This is a genomic window from Acetobacter thailandicus (assembly GCF_011516655.1).
Lineage (GTDB): Bacteria > Pseudomonadota > Alphaproteobacteria > Acetobacterales > Acetobacteraceae > Acetobacter > Acetobacter thailandicus.
This window is the reverse complement of record NZ_WOSV01000001.1, coordinates 177,520-190,925: the sequence shown is the minus strand read 5'-3', so window position 1 is coordinate 190,925 and position 13,406 is coordinate 177,520. Positions and strand designations below refer to the sequence as shown.

At 47.7% G+C, this 13,406-nt stretch carries 16 protein-coding genes; 2 read left to right on the top strand and 14 right to left on the bottom strand.

Annotated features, from left to right (window positions below; translation table 11 throughout):
* Nucleotides 1-564: 564 nt before the first annotated feature.
* Together GOB58_RS00925 and GOB58_RS00920 are read right to left on the bottom strand one after the other, a co-directional pair.
* On the bottom strand, nucleotides 565-1,113 hold the full coding sequence (locus GOB58_RS00925; RefSeq protein WP_086555323.1) for a hypothetical protein: 549 nt from the start codon (nucleotides 1,111-1,113) through the stop codon (nucleotides 565-567).
* A gap of 400 nt (nucleotides 1,114-1,513) precedes the next feature.
* Entirely contained in the window at nucleotides 1,514-2,701 is a 1,188-nt protein-coding gene (locus GOB58_RS00920) for an MFS transporter (protein WP_242005177.1), read from the bottom strand.
* A 123-nt stretch (nucleotides 2,702-2,824) separates the two neighbouring features.
* Here GOB58_RS00920 and GOB58_RS00915 point away from each other — a divergent pair, with 123 nt between their 5' ends.
* Complete coding sequence (locus GOB58_RS00915; protein ID WP_173559079.1) at nucleotides 2,825-3,616, top strand: AraC family transcriptional regulator; 792 nt, start codon at nucleotides 2,825-2,827, stop codon at nucleotides 3,614-3,616.
* A 213-nt stretch (nucleotides 3,617-3,829) separates the two neighbouring features.
* Here GOB58_RS00915 and GOB58_RS00910 read toward each other — a convergent pair whose 3' ends face one another.
* The 3 genes from GOB58_RS00910 to GOB58_RS00900 form a co-directional block, all read right to left on the bottom strand.
* Entirely contained in the window at nucleotides 3,830-4,249 is a 420-nt protein-coding gene (locus GOB58_RS00910) for a VOC family protein (RefSeq protein ID WP_173559078.1), read from the bottom strand.
* A 294-nt stretch (nucleotides 4,250-4,543) separates the two neighbouring features.
* Nucleotides 4,544-5,431: an MBL fold metallo-hydrolase gene (locus tag GOB58_RS00905; RefSeq protein ID WP_173559256.1), complete on the bottom strand. Its 888-nt coding sequence runs from the start codon at nucleotides 5,429-5,431 to the stop codon at nucleotides 4,544-4,546.
* 52 nt (nucleotides 5,432-5,483) lie between these two features.
* Nucleotides 5,484-5,816 carry a YciI family protein gene (locus GOB58_RS00900; protein ID WP_173559077.1) on the bottom strand — a complete coding sequence of 111 codons (333 nt, stop codon included), beginning with the start codon at nucleotides 5,814-5,816 and terminating at the stop codon, nucleotides 5,484-5,486.
* A 115-nt stretch (nucleotides 5,817-5,931) separates the two neighbouring features.
* Between GOB58_RS00900 and GOB58_RS00895 the strand changes: the two genes are divergently transcribed.
* Entirely contained in the window at nucleotides 5,932-6,825 is an 894-nt protein-coding gene (locus GOB58_RS00895; protein WP_173559076.1) for a LysR family transcriptional regulator, read from the top strand.
* Nucleotides 6,826-7,213: 388 nt separating this feature from the next.
* Here the strand turns inward: GOB58_RS00895 and GOB58_RS00890 are convergent, their stop codons facing one another.
* The 9 genes from GOB58_RS00890 to GOB58_RS00855 form a co-directional block, all read right to left on the bottom strand.
* Nucleotides 7,214-8,920, bottom strand: coding sequence for a Hint domain-containing protein (locus tag GOB58_RS00890; protein WP_173559075.1), 1,707 nt, complete (start codon nucleotides 8,918-8,920; stop codon nucleotides 7,214-7,216).
* Nucleotides 8,921-9,065: 145 nt separating this feature from the next.
* Nucleotides 9,066-9,194, bottom strand: coding sequence for a hypothetical protein (locus GOB58_RS13180; RefSeq protein WP_265792665.1), 129 nt, complete (start codon nucleotides 9,192-9,194; stop codon nucleotides 9,066-9,068).
* Entirely contained in the window at nucleotides 9,187-9,387 is a 201-nt protein-coding gene (locus tag GOB58_RS00885; protein ID WP_086555360.1) for a hypothetical protein, read from the bottom strand. The genes GOB58_RS13180 and GOB58_RS00885 overlap by 8 nt, the downstream gene beginning before the upstream one ends.
* A gap of 2 nt (nucleotides 9,388-9,389) precedes the next feature.
* Entirely contained in the window at nucleotides 9,390-9,767 is a 378-nt protein-coding gene (locus GOB58_RS00880) for a hypothetical protein (RefSeq protein ID WP_086555359.1), read from the bottom strand.
* A complete protein-coding gene (locus GOB58_RS00875) occupies nucleotides 9,764-10,099 on the bottom strand; it encodes a hypothetical protein (RefSeq protein ID WP_086555358.1) in 336 nt (111 codons plus the stop codon). Before GOB58_RS00875 ends, GOB58_RS00880 begins: the two co-directional genes overlap by 4 nt.
* Nucleotides 10,092-10,529, bottom strand: a complete 438-nt coding sequence (locus GOB58_RS00870) for a cell wall hydrolase (protein ID WP_173559074.1) — start codon at nucleotides 10,527-10,529, stop codon at nucleotides 10,092-10,094. Before GOB58_RS00870 ends, GOB58_RS00875 begins: the two co-directional genes overlap by 8 nt.
* Nucleotides 10,510-10,971 carry a hypothetical protein gene (locus GOB58_RS00865; protein ID WP_173559073.1) on the bottom strand — a complete coding sequence of 154 codons (462 nt, stop codon included), beginning with the start codon at nucleotides 10,969-10,971 and terminating at the stop codon, nucleotides 10,510-10,512. Before GOB58_RS00865 ends, GOB58_RS00870 begins: the two co-directional genes overlap by 20 nt.
* Nucleotides 10,972-11,031: 60 nt before the next feature.
* The gene (locus GOB58_RS00860; protein ID WP_206752253.1) at nucleotides 11,032-12,231 is read right to left on the bottom strand and encodes a CotH kinase family protein; all 1,200 of its coding nucleotides are present in this window, start codon (nucleotides 12,229-12,231) and stop codon (nucleotides 11,032-11,034) included.
* 86 nt (nucleotides 12,232-12,317) lie between these two features.
* Entirely contained in the window at nucleotides 12,318-13,406 is a 1,089-nt protein-coding gene (locus GOB58_RS00855; RefSeq protein ID WP_173559071.1) for a tail fiber domain-containing protein, read from the bottom strand.

Here is a 13,406-nt window from a genome sequence, read left to right as displayed (position 1 = left end):
CTCTGCATGATCCGGTTCTTGTTTTTGCAAAGGCAGAACCAAACATGGCGTCATCAGTCAGTCATTTCATATGATACCAAATAGCCATGAATGAATTTAGGTTAGTATTGGTAATAAATTTTTGGGGAATGTCTTAAAAATACCCAGTTTTCTGCGACAGGAATGGTGGGCGCAGCAGGGATTGAACCTACGACCCCTACCATGTCAAGGTAGTTATTATTTTATATAAATATTTGATTTTATTATATTATATAAAATTATCATCCGCATAAAGCGGCACGGATCTGGCACAGATACCGAAGTTATACACAGCTTCACTCAAGCATTACACCAGAGGGAAAAACGGCTAAATCTGCTCCATCTGGTGTTCAGAAAGCAAAAATACGTCACTCACAGGCTCATCCTTCATCGGTAGGCCTGTGAATCATAACCACTCTCTCTGCAACAAAGAGCCTCTCGTGGTTTAACCATGTAAGGCACCCGAAGATAAAAGGGCTGCGTTCTACGATCTCAGGATCATACCCCCTGCCCTGAAAACAGAGAAGGAAGGGAAGGTGAAAGATTTCACCACTTTCCGGCCAAAAATTGCCATTCCCACTCCCCGTTCAGTGCACGAATTGCTCCACTGTCGCCCGTGAAGCTTCCGGGCAGCTTCTTCTCCAGACACTGACGACGATCAGCGCATTTGTTTGTGTCATTAATGTCCGTGAGCAGGATAGCAAGATAGGTATCAATCTTTACCCGCTTACTGAGCACGTTGATTTTTTCACGGTCTCTCAATACTGCCGTGCCACCACGGTCGCCTTCATCGCAGATCTTGACTTCGATGATCGACAGGGGGGAACCGTCAGGGCCGTAAATGGCAATATCTGCGCGCCAGCCTCCCATACTGGAAATATCTGTCGAGGTCACTTCGTTCTTAAGATCTCGTATTATCCTGGTGTATTCCCGCTCGACGTGAACAGTTAGTCCATCGTTCTCGAACAGCTTCCTCGCTATCCATGAGCTTACAAATTCTTCCCGGACTTCATTATCGTAATCAAGTTTTGCCATTCTGGCGTAAAAACGTACGGCATCAGCGCCGTAATCTGCAATTTTCTGGCTGAGATCCACGAGACTGTCCTTCTGGAATCAGGAGTCCTCCGGGCTGAGCCGGAAGATGCTCCAAGATAAAATTCGAGGGAGGATCGCATATGCAGGAAACATGAACAACCAAGCACCAGTCGTGTGCTGGCTACAGTCCTGTCGTACAATAAGGCCATGTTGTCATCGCGGCACTCTCCTCCTGGAGGGTGTTATTTACTTTGTATGAGCAGTCGTATTACGTTTTTCAGCATGAAACCTGTGAAGGCTATGGTGTGCATTGCAGCGGGTGTTGAAGTGCAGCGCTCCTAGTCTTTTTTCACGAGCTTTCTGCACACTGTGTTGCCCGCTGAATGGCTTCAGACAGCGGGCCGAATTCTGCCTGCCATGTTTTGTCGTCTCTGGTCAGATATGAGGGTAAATAATATGGTTATAGCTGGCGCGAACTACCCGCTGCATATCCACATACTGCCATAATGCCGCAGGTTGTAATACACAGGGCGATAGGGGCAGACCAGCTGCCGGATGTATCATGCAGTGCACCAACAAGTGGTGGCGCCGCTGCGGCAATGGTGTAGCCAATGGTTTGTGCCATCCCGGATAAAGCGCTTGCCTGGCGTACAGTACCAGCTCTGAGACTAATAAAAGATAAAGCCATAATAAAGCTTGCTCCGGTGCCAAAACCAAAAAGCGTTGTCCAGATAGTCGCGTGATGCGGCCAGCAAAGTAGTCCCAGTAAAGCAATGCCTGTAATGATGGTCGTCCCGGCTGCCATGACTTTATGGTTTTTAAAGCGGTGTAGTGTGGGTACAAGCACCAGACCCGGAATGGCCGTGGCTAGCTGCGTTAGTCCATGAAGAGATCCCGCTTCCTGAAGTGAATAGCCTGCTGCGGTCAGAATATTGGGCAGCCAGGTAATGACTGTATAATAAATCAGTGAGTTAAGACCCAGAAATAGCGTGACATACCATGCCAGAGAAGATTGCCATATTTTCGTGTGAAACGTCTGTGGAGAAGCAGTTTCGGCAACTGGCTGAGTATGGTTACGTAGTTGCGGTAGCCAGACAGCAATTGTCAGTAAAGGCAGAATGGCAAAAAGCTCTAAGGCACGCATCCAGTTTGAAGAGGGCAGAGTGGCAAGAGGTACAACGCAACCTGAAAATACAGCTGCCGCTACGCCAGAAACAAAAGCATAGACAGCGGTTAACGTTGTAATATTTTTGGGAAAATCTCGTTTCAGCAATGCAGGCAGAAGAACATTAGCAATAGCAATACCCAGCCCGATAACAGCTGAACCGGCAAATAGCATCGAGACTGTTCCGGATGATCTTATAAAAATACCAGATGTAATAAGCACCAGGCCCAGCATCAGGCTGCGTTCAAGACCATAATGCCTTGCCAGCAACACGCAAAAGGGTGATGCAAAAGCAAAAGCCAGCAGTGGCAGGGTTGTTAGTGTGCCAGTTGCGAAGGTGGTCAGTGCGAAAGTTTTATGGATCATCGTGAGTAAAGGCGCAATTCCTGTAACGGGCGCGCGCAGACTGGTGGCAATAAGCAAAATACCGGTGATAAGAAGCACTGGTCGCGATACCATGAATGATGAGAAATTTTTCTTCATAAAAAATCTGTTCCAGTGTAGGTGCCGTAGGGCTCTTTCACTGTTATAGCTATTTTTCGCTTATATGAATTGCGATATAATGACTGATAATCATTTTATCCTGCCAAAAATAACAGAATAACGATGTTGCCCTCTCAGATTGCTCCTGAAGATTTTGATCCCGATACATCTTACCAGCCAGCCATCGCGCTCAGTCTGGAGTTTACGCGTTATGAACTTGATGCTCCGGCACATACGCACCGTAAGGGGCAGCTTATTCTTGCGTTACATGGTGCGGTAACTTTTACAGCTGCCAATGGTATTTGGATCGTACCTCCCAATTGTGGTGTATGGGTGCCTGGCGGGGTGGTACACAGCAATCGTGCAACAGATAATGCTCACCTTGCTTTTTTATTTGTTGAACCCGGTGCTGCTGCTTTACCTGATTATTGCTGCACTTTGGGAATATCAGCTATTGTACGTGAGATGATTCTTCATCTTGCAGGTCTTTCCTCTGACTACAGCGCTAATAGTCACACAGCTCGACTTGTCAGAGTGCTGCTTGATGAACTGACCCTTATGCCAGAGGAGCGGCTGAACCTGCCCGTTTCTGATCATCCGAAAGTAAGGGAAATAGCAAAAGCGCTCACCAGTAACCCTGCTGACAGAGCAACAATGGCAATCTGGGCCGAGCGTGTTGCTTTGAGCGAACGCTCTCTCGCGCGACTGATTGTACAGGAGACCGGACTGACCTTCGGCCGCTGGCGTCAGCAGCTTCAGCTGATTATAGCGTTACGAGAGCTTGCTAAAGGAGTTGCCGTTCAGAAGGTTTCTGAAGCATTAGGTTATGAATCGGTTACGGCATTTATTCAGATGTTTAAAAAAGCGCTCGGTAAAACACCGGCTCGTTATTTTGAGCATGGCGGTCAGGTGTAAAATGCGACTGTAATACCAGGGGCAGGACGCATTAATCTTCTGAAGTCAGCGAGAGATTATGACTCAACGAGCTTGCCAATGAAGGTCAGCCTGTTTTCCTCAGGCGCCCTGATATTTTTATCTAATACCTAAGTTCGAGATGAAGGAATTGATTGAAATCATCTTGAACATATGAGTGCTCTTCACAACCCCTTAGCACTGATACTGCACTCCTCATGCCGGGTATGATTGTGGATTTCCCTGATACGCTTCTCTGGGTCGAAACGGCGTCAATGTCGTTACTTCGATGAAGTAGCCGCCCTTTGCTCGAAAGTAGAAGGACCATGCACCATGTGTGTCGCATGGAGCATGCACCTCCCAGCCATCCGCACTGAGACGCTTATACAGAGCATCGACGTCTTCGTGAGACTTTTGTATGAAACCAATGTGCATGATGTCGGGTTGCCTGGGGTAACTGAAGTCTTCGAGTTTTTTGGCGAAATGATTGACGATTAGTACCAGCCCGTCATCATCCTGCATGATGGCCATTTTGGTTCCACGCACAACGAGAGTTCGCAGGCCGAAATATTGTTCGAACATTGCGCGATCAGCTTCAGTATCGTGGCTGTAGAGGTTGATGTGGTTTAGCTTCATAGCTGTGCCTTTCCGTTGGTGAGACGGACACGAGCCGGTCGCAACATGGACAACGACGACCGACCACAGACGAGGCCAATCCTCGTCGTGCCCGGCCATGGTCAGGAGCAGGTTTACCTGCTCAGGCGTGACTGTCTCCAAAGAGACCGCAGGTTGTCACCATACCTGCATCGCTGTCTTTTTAGGCACGGATGATTGTGCTGACGTCAGCAGTAGTGGTCAAGCGGCATCTTCAGTTATGCCCTCTTCGTAAAGACTTATTGGATGACGTAACATGCCAGCGTAATGGTGGCTCTAAAGGAAGGACCAGCTCATGTTTTGGTCACTTGTCATAACTCTGCCAACAGATGTCATCGGGAAATGTGATGTGAATACTGTCGCATCGTGTTCAATAGCGTAATTCAAAGCCCATTTGCGCGATACGATGGCTGTCTGGGGATCTGCATCAAAAACGGCACTCCACTCCGGAACACGCACTTGCATAGGGTGATGCATGACATCTCCCGTAAAGATTGCACGCTCCATACCAGATTTCAGCACAAGAGATGCGTGATGTGGCGTATGTCCAGGTGTGGAATGAAAGGAAATTCCCTCAAGAATTTCGGATCCGTCTACGTCAATCTGATCTGCAAGACCTGCCGAAACAATCGGATCAACGCTATCTATGCGTGTCATGAAGCTGGTTTTATTACGGGCACTATCATGAGCAGGATTGCTGAAAAAATCGTATTCGGCTTTGGAAAAAATATATCGGGCATTCGGGAAGGTCGGAACCCAGATGCCATTTTTCAGGCGTGTATTCCATCCGACATGATCGACATGCAGATGGGTAAGAAGAACAAAATCGATGTCTTCAGGCCTGACGCCAGTGCGCATTAAATTTTCAAGCCACACTGTCTGCAAATGATCGAAATGCGGAGCAGCAGGACGGACCTTGTTATTTCCAACTCCCGTATCCACAAGAATTTTCCGGCCGCGATCCTCGACGAGCCAGCTATGAACGCTCAAAAGGACTTTCTTTTCTGAGGCATCCAGCGTTTCAGGCAGGTCGGGATAGGCCTGAAGTGCCGTTGCATTATTCCAGTCAGGAAGTAGCTGTTCAGGAGAGAGTGCTTTCAGCGTCAGGTCCTGTATTTTCAGAATGCGGGCATCCCCTACAGTATACCACTGAAGATCGTTCAGAAGCATAAGCCTCCCTTTCGTTTTTATTTCTCAAAGAAATACAGCACTGTTGTCATAAAGGGAAAAGAGATTTCAAGTCTTGTGGGAGTACGCCTGTTGCATGGTTTGACAGACACCCGAAAAGCGGGTCCCATTCTTCAATGCGCAGCTCACAAATCAAACCTTCTGATGCAAAGGGATCACTGGCAATCATCGCATCAACTTCCTGTCGACCGGCGCCTTTCATAATCAGAAAGCCGGAGCGCAATGGGGTGCCTTGCAACGGACCAGAGGCCAGCAGACTGCCTTCCTGTATAAGGCGCCTGAGATACAACACGTGTGCTGCGACATGCTGTCCCCATCCCTCGCCGTCAGGGTGCTCCATGCGAACAAGATAAACAGGCATTTCAAAAGTCTCCTTCAGAACCGGGCTTACCAATCACTCGAAGCCTTCAGTATATTCTTCTTTTTTGCTGGATAAATTGTCGATATGAGACATCAGTCACAACTGAGGATGATGAATGCTTGACCGTTTAACCAGCATGAAGATTTTTATCAGGGTCGTGGAACTGGGGTCCTTTGCTGCGGCCTCCCAGCAGCTGACTTTGTCGCCGCAGATGGTCGCTAAACATATAGAGGCTCTGGAGCATCACCTTGGTGCTCGCCTGTTACATCGGACCACACGTCGGCAAAGTCTGACTGAAACAGGACGGCTCTATTGCGAGCAGTGTCGCCTGGTTCTGAAGACCGTTGAACGAGCGGACAGTCTGGCAGCCAATACGCTTGGCACACCGCGTGGCATATTATCTGTCAGTGTACCCGTCACCTTCGGGCGAACAGTATTCCTGCCATTTGTTCACAATTTTCAAAAAAAATATTCAGAAATTCAAGTCCATTTGTCACTGACAGACCAACTGGTTCATCCCACAATGGATGGTCATGAGGCTGTGATCCGAATTGGTGAACTGGAGACGGACCTTACAGCGGTCAGTCGTCCTTTGACGGCCTATCGTCGGGTCATTTGTGCGGCTAAGACCTATCTGGAAAAACACGGTTTTCCAGGGCAGCCCGAAGATCTGATGCGTCATGAGTGTCTCATATATGAAAATTCCGGCGGCCCTGTAACGACCTGGCACTTTTCTCAAGGGAGCGTTACGCGGCTTGTGACCGTCTCCGGGCGGATAATCAGTAATGATTCAAGTGTTCTGCATTCTGCAGCACTTGCTGGCGATGGCATTCTGCTGGGATATGAGCAGGCCCTGCTTCCTGATATTAAAAGCAAACGGCTTGTCCGGTTTATGCCCAGGTGGACAGTTCCGGACAGGCCCATGCACCTGCTCTATAACGCAGGTCCGGTTATGACGCCAAAACTGCGAGTCTTTGTAACCGAGCTTCAACAGGCTTTTCAGGTTTAAGTTACCCTCAAATATGGAGGGCAAGCGGTCTGTCCGGGTGATGGCTTCATCACCTTTACCAAACATCTTCTAGGCTCAGGACTCCTTCTTTGAGATAGAAGATGAAGCTTGCTGCGATGTGGATTGCGGACATACATTTGATTTAAAAAATGGTAGTTTTTTACGTTTTTAAAGATAATTTTATGGTTCGGGTTTTGCATTTTACAAAACAGATAAAATTTTTTACCTCGGATATGAGATTTATTAATCTTATGGCGTCTGGCATATTTAGGGTGAAATTCTGTATTGGTTTTCGTTGTTGCGGGAATCTCCTATGTTTTTCTCGATAATTGTATCACACCCGTATAAAAGGATCTGGTGACAAAGCATCACCAGATCCTTGATAGTGCTATGCTGTTGCCAGGTTGAGTTCTTCATGCGTTATGCAGTAAGGGCCGGCAGCTTCAATGCTGACTGACAGCAGGCCAATACTCCCGGGTTCGCGTGGCCCCAGATGTAGATAAGCACAGCCGTTTGTCCAGCGTAAGGATGGGTGGCTCAGGCTATGCCAGCCTTCAAGATCTTCGTCGATCAGGTGATGTGTGATTTCTCTTTTTGTATTGCCCTCGGAAAAAAAGATTTTACCTATAAGCACGCCCAAATTACGCCTGTCATCGACAAATGGACCTTGTGTATCAGACGGTCTGCTGCTGTTTGAGACAATCTGAACTGTGTTAATATTGCCAGGAATCATAAAAAGGGTATGATTTTCAATATTACGGAGCGGCTTAATAACGTGTCCGGCAGCTGAACGAAGATGCAGGTTGCTTTCAGAAGTTAATATTTGAAGATTGCTTTGAATGGGCAGGAGCATCTTATCTGCACGTTGTGCAATCTGGCGGTAAATGGGTTCTACCCGTTCGCGTGATACATCCAGAGGAGCGGCAGCATCGTTCTCCCAGCTTTTTGTATTTTCGTTGAAGATGAAAACACTGCTTTTCTGCTGGAAAGTTCTGCGATTTCCTGTGTCCAGATAGCTTTCGGTTAGCATGCCATCAGCCATGATCACCGAGTGAGATTCTGTTTCAATATGATAATAAGTGTAAGAAGTGATGGATTTATCATAAAAAACCGAACGGCCATTCACCAGCATACGTGCCGGTATAAAAGTACCGTTAAAAAACAGGCAGTGCTCTGCAGTAATCAGCATGTCTTTAAACGGTACACCAGGGGAAATGGCATCTTTCAGAATTCGCACCGGATAACCAGCCATATCATCAGGCTTTTCTGGTTTTACAGCGCAGTGTGCATACCCTGACCATTTTACGGAACGTATATGAGGTTTATTATTTTCATATACATTTATGAGGTCTCCAACTGATAAGTCCTCAACGGCAACCAGACCTGATGGAGTATCAATCATAGAGCCACTTAAGAAGCAAATAATAGCATCAGAACTGGAAGTGCTTCCGGTATATTCTTTTGTTTGTCCGCTTGTTAAGTCGAAAGGGTTGCCTTCAAGTGTAATTGTACGGGTTACTAAGCTAATTCCAAGAGAGCTTAATAGTTGAGTAACAAGTCCAGTATTATCCTGTACTACAGTTGTCGTTCCATTGTATGTTACATCAATTGGAATATAATGTGTTGTTCCAATAAGGTCTTTAAATGTAAGGTATGGAAGATCAAGTACGAAGTTTTTAGGGGGTGTACTTGTAGTATTGCCGCTACTATCTACATAAGAAATTGGAGTGGTTAGTGATACACCTACAAGTGACGGTGCATCTATTTTTAAAACGCCTCCCGTGGGCCCTATTACTATATCACTTAGAAGGTTTACATTGATTGCTCCTCCTGTGTCTTCATAAGTTCCGCCATTTATTTCAATTTTACTTAAAGTTGATATGCTTGCCAGACCGCCATTATCAACAATAGTAGCCCCGTCGGTTACTGTTAATGTTTTGAGGGCTGAGAGTGCTGCCAGGGCTTCAGTATTAACTACGGTTCCTGAGCCAGTAACGGTTACTGATGTTGCAGCTTGAATATTTGCGATTGATGCTAGATCTGTATCATCCGGATAGGTTGTTGATCCTCCAACCCCGGCGACGATTATAGGCATTTTCACCTCCTCTTGTGGATGTCAGATCTGTTAAATAGCACCTAACTCGTTGCCATTTAAAATTAAAGAAAAGTATATTTTGTCAAATTTTTATGTGTAATAAAGTTAACTGGGATAAATGATTTTTTAAATTACACTGTCAGTTTTACTTATCTTCAGCATTGCGCCAGAAGTCAGATTTTACGACGAGTATGCGCCACACGATAGCCAGCAAGGTGATGGCGAGAGTTACCCCGCCACCACCGACTATCATGCCAAGTTCAAAGTCAGGCACTCTGAATGGCTTCGTTGTCGGCTTTGCATTTAGCAAAGATTGCCTCAAGCTCTGCCGTGGTCGGCCCGGTGCCTGACTTGGTCTGATTGATCGCGCTGATCACCGTCTCGTAAATCTCCGGCCCGTATTTCTCTGCCAGCTCGAAAACAGTTCCGGCTACGCCAAGAATTGCACTGATTGCTGCTGCGTCCATGATTATTTGCTCCCTGCAAGGGCGGTGCATTCCGCCGGTGTTGTTCCTGTTTTCACGCCGCTCCAGCAGGCCGTGAAGGATGCGAGATCAGTCTGCGCTGCGGCAACGGCTGTCTCTGTGATGCTGTCGCCATTCTGAACTGAGGTGTTCAGCGTGCTCAGCTCATTGAAAACCGTCTGGCTGGCACGTTTCACGAGGCTTTTCTGTGTGTCCGTGAGTGTTACTCCCGGCACCTTACCTGCCATTACATCGGGCATCGGGTTTGCCAGGATGTGATATGCGCTGTCCATGTCGTACACAGCCTGACGCAGTTTGCCCTGAGAGGTGCTGGCGCAGGCAGTAACAGCCAGCAACGGCAGGAGAAGAAGTGCTTTTTTCATTTTGAGGTATCTTTCGTTACGCCTGAACTGGTCTTACCGCGCAGCGCCATCGCTGTGTTCGCGGCAAATTTCCAGTTGGCAGCCAGAAAATTGAGGATTTTGTAGAAGGGAAGCAGCTTGCTGTTCGGATGCTCCGGCATAGGAATCTGCGTTGCGGCAAGGCCCGCACAGGCAAACACCACACAGGCATAGAGCGCCCAGGTGGAATATGGCTCTGGCAATGCCATCACCAGCGCCATAGGTGAGAGGCCGGCCGCTGTTGCTTTGATTGTCGTTGCAACCGATTCTTTTTTGGTGGCTACCTGTTCTGCAGGTGTCGTTTCGTCAGCCATTGTTTTTTTCCTGACCGTAAGGCCCCAGGCGATAAAACGCATGGTGGCCAATCGTGCAGCGATACGCATTGCTATCGGCCCACGCCGGTGTTTTGGTGCGAGTGTCAAAATAGTGGTCCGATCCCTGCGTGATATCCGGCAGTTTTCGGGATATGAGTTGTGCCGCCAGATCGAGAGCATCTCTGAACTGCGGATCTGTGCCGGTCACAGAGAGCAGTTTCGGGCGGTTGGGGTCGTTCTCATTCCAGCAGGAAAACTGCCAGGCTTTGAGGCAGACTGTGAGGTAATCGCGCCCCCACCAGCAGGGAGTTGCGGCACGGTTAGCGATAACGTTCATCACAGCACGCATCCCGCGCACACCTTCTCCGCGCGCTTCTCCCCAGGCTGTGCGGGCAACAGCCTGCACAGGGTCAGTTATCTGGTTTTGCATGTGTGTGGCTTTCAGTTCGGGGGTGCAGGTGAAAATGCCCCCAGAACGCTGTGTCGAATGTCTGAGAGGAAAAAAGTGTCGTGCTGATCAGCCCGAGAATGGCGCACAGCATCCCAAAGAACAGAGACAGACGGCGCAGAGCCTGTGTTCTTTCCTGAGACTGGCGGTTTCTCTCCTGCTCGACGCCGTTTCGCACGGCCATTTCCCGTGTGAGTTTATCTATCGAGGTTTGCAGGCTCTCGGTTTTCTGGTCGCTGTTAACGCGCCACTGCTTGCCTTCAGCACGCATAGCGATAACCTCGTCGCGCAGGTTGTTCTGGCTTAGTTTTATCTCGCCAACATCCTGTCTGAGCTGTGCAATATCCTGCGTATGGTCTCTGACAATCTGGCGCAGATCCTCGTCAGATGCAGGGGCAGAACCCCCGCTCTGTTCTTCCGTCATATTTTTGTAGTCCAGAAATAAAAAACTGCCCTTTCAGGCGGTTTCGTTCGTCATGCGCTGTTATGACGCGCTATAGCTCCATTGTTCATCGAGCCACGCAATGCGGCCATTCAGCCACCACAATATCCACGGGATTGAAGAAATGGAGTTTGTTCCCCATAGCTCCACATCCTGTTGATATGCTGATACGTCCATTAAATCTGTCAGGGATTTAACCAGAGCGAAAATAGATGCTGGAGAAATTACCTCTGATGAACGTAATTCAGCCCATCGTTTCTGAATTTTACCATCGAGTCCTGTGCGCAAATTCTTCCACATAGTATATTCATCTGTAGCGAAACCCATCTGATCTGGGGCAACATTTTTAGTGCTGGACCATGGATACACGCCGAGTGTCTCGTCCATATCATAAGGATAAAGATACCAGTGCGTTTTATCCCACGATGCCAGATACAGATTATTTACCATTCCGTCTTTGTTATACGTCAGCTCGCAATGTATCAGATAATCAAGCCAACTCTGAACGTCAGCATAATTTGATAAATCATCCCATGATGATGTTCCTGCAATACATCCAGCGGTATAATCAATAAGAGTAGTAAGATATTCAGCTTTGTATTTTTTTGTTTTCGGAGCTGATATTTTTAGAAAACTCTCATTGTAAGTCGTCCAGAATGTATCATCGCCATAGTTTGCCTGAACTAGATAATCATCTCCTGTTGACTTATCGACTAAAAAGTCTTTTGCAGGAGCAGTAGTGCGCCATACAAACAGCCCTTTAAACGTATCTCCCTGCCAGATTTCACACGGGAAACCGTCACATCCGAACAGTGCACCAGACGGGAAACCTGAATTGTCCGTCATGGTTTTTGTATAGACATACTCGGGTGCTTTTAATGGTCCGGGCCATGTTCGTTCTTCACAAATAGCATTGTAAATTTTATTGCACAGAACGTCACGGATTAAAGTTCTGTCCATTTCATAACCCGGCGCATTGCCGTAGGCCTTCATATCGACTTTCTGAGAAGCCAGCCATGGCCCGACTTTTACTGTAAGATCATCGCCTGTGGTGTAATTATACCACACAAATTTCAGAGATTTTTTGTTTTCATTAAGCACAGAAAAATGACCCTGAAAACTCAAATCTGCTTGCGCTGTAAACAGAGTAGTGCTGCCACACATCACAGCGCATGTCACGCGGGAGGGTGTGCGTGTATCACTCAAATCCGTTGGCCAGTCACCGTCCACAACAACACGCATCTGAGTGGATGGATACTGTATGCAGATTTGAGTCTCCGATGAACGGAGACTCCATACTGAATTGTCAATATTGCTCATCTGTCACCTCAAGCAGTTGTTGAAGTAGTTGAGGCCGTAGTTGTTGTAGTGGTTGATTTTGACTCAAGAGAAGTCACGCGAGCAGCCAGATCAGCACGTTCGAGACGTTCACAGAAAATTCCAAGTGTGAGAAGTTCCTCGTAGCGAATAGTCTGCTGAGTCGCCTGAGTTTTACCATCTGCTTCATAGACAGGCTCTGTTGTGTAAACAGTTTCCCCGTCAACAGTGCTTTCTACTTGTTTTGTTTTAGGCGTTGAGCACCAGAGTCCATAGTCAGACGGGTCTAGTCCCTGTGCAGTAAATGCAGACTGAACCGTCTGAGCAATAACGCCGATATGGTTGCGTTTGTTCGTGCGAAAATTCAGCGTGTAAACAACGCCAGAAATAGCAGCCCATGCAGCTCGTAGTTTTGTAGTTTCCGCTGTATAATCAGATGCGCCGATTGTGCCTACAACTGTTTTGTCATTTGCATCAGATACGACTTGCACTGCAGTCTGTGAAACAACACCAGACCACGGCGAAGATGCAGTGCCAAGTGCCGTTACGTTAGCTGATGCCGGTGCAAGTTGTATTGCCGAGTAAGCAATACTTCCCTGCCCGCCATCTGCTGTGCTTCCGCCCGTAAATTGAATGCCGATATCGGCATTAGATGTTCCGTTAACGTAATACCACTGATAAACAGACCCGATTGCGTTTGTGCCGTTCCCGAACTGAATCGCTATTGCATTTGTTGCTGATGCGCCGAATTGCGCGCCGTTTGGAATTGATGCGCGTGACTGAGAGTCGATACCGACAACGCCACTTGTAGCACCAATTTTAGTGGCAGGAATGGCAGCGTTTGCTACTGATAGAGCAGATGCTGCTGTGGTGCTGGCTGAATTAGCAGCTGACTGTGCAGCATTAGCCTTTGAGAGTGCTGTTGCTGCGTTAGTAGTTGCCGTTGCGATATCAGTGGAATTACTACCGACTGATGCGGCAAGATCGCCAAGCGTTACAGTCGTTGAAGTGGTTGCACCTGATGCTGTGTATGTGGCAGTTGCAAGTGACGCATCGCCACCAACTGAGACGAATACTGGTGTGCCTGTTGCTGTAGACAT